Source organism: Roseibium denhamense (assembly GCF_009711415.1).
Classification (GTDB): Bacteria; Pseudomonadota; Alphaproteobacteria; order Rhizobiales; family Stappiaceae; genus Roseibium; species Roseibium denhamense.
In genome coordinates this window covers 54,482-55,196 of record NZ_SMLZ01000085.1, presented here as the reverse complement: position 1 = coordinate 55,196, position 715 = coordinate 54,482, and the positions used below count along the sequence as shown (strand labels likewise).

Annotated in this window: 1 protein-coding gene; it reads left to right on the top strand. The window is 52.7% G+C overall.

Features of this window, described 5'->3' with window-relative positions; all coding sequences use genetic code 11:
* Positions 1-131 precede the first annotated feature (131 nt).
* Positions 132-715: transglutaminase-like cysteine peptidase (locus E1180_RS02605; protein ID WP_155189531.1), on the top strand; the 584-nt coding region annotated here is incomplete at its 3' end.

The following is a 715-nucleotide window of genomic DNA, read 5'->3' as shown; positions in this document are numbered from 1 at the left end:
AAAACTAAATCAAATTCGTCTTAAGTTTTATTCGAGTTTTACTAAAGTAATAATATAGTTTTACTTTGGAGATTTTCTCGAAGTAAAAAGCATTGAGTCATCGTTACGTCAGCCTTGGGGAGGGCGTTACGATGAAATTACTTCAGAGAACTCTACTTGCTGCCGTTGCCGCGCTGACATGCTCCTGGTCAATTCCAGCTGCCCATGCAGACACCGGCCGGTTCATGGACTTGCACAAACCTGTGAAAGCGCCTATTGGCCACCGCCAATTTTGCGCCGACAACAGGCGTGCATGCCCGAATGAACGCTATGAACCCGTTGTTGTCCGCCTGACGGAAGAACGCTGGCAGGAACTGATTAGGGTCAACGCCGACGTCAATCGCAGGGTCCGGCCGATGACCGACGAGGATCTGTTCGGCAAGGTTGAGCATTGGGCGTACCCGCATAACGGTTATGGCGACTGCGAAGAGTATGTTCTTGAAAAGCAGCGCATCCTGATTGCGGCCGGCTGGCCCAAAAGCGCGGTGCTGATCACGGTTGCAAAAGACACGCAAAATTCCGGGCACGCGGTTCTGACAGTCCGCACGGATCAAGGCGACATGATCCTCGATAATCAGATCGAGGCGGTTCTGCCCTGGTACTCAACGCCCTATCGCTACATCAAGCGGCAGTCGGCACGCTCTCCGGTCAAGTGGACCGGAATTGCAGACACCCG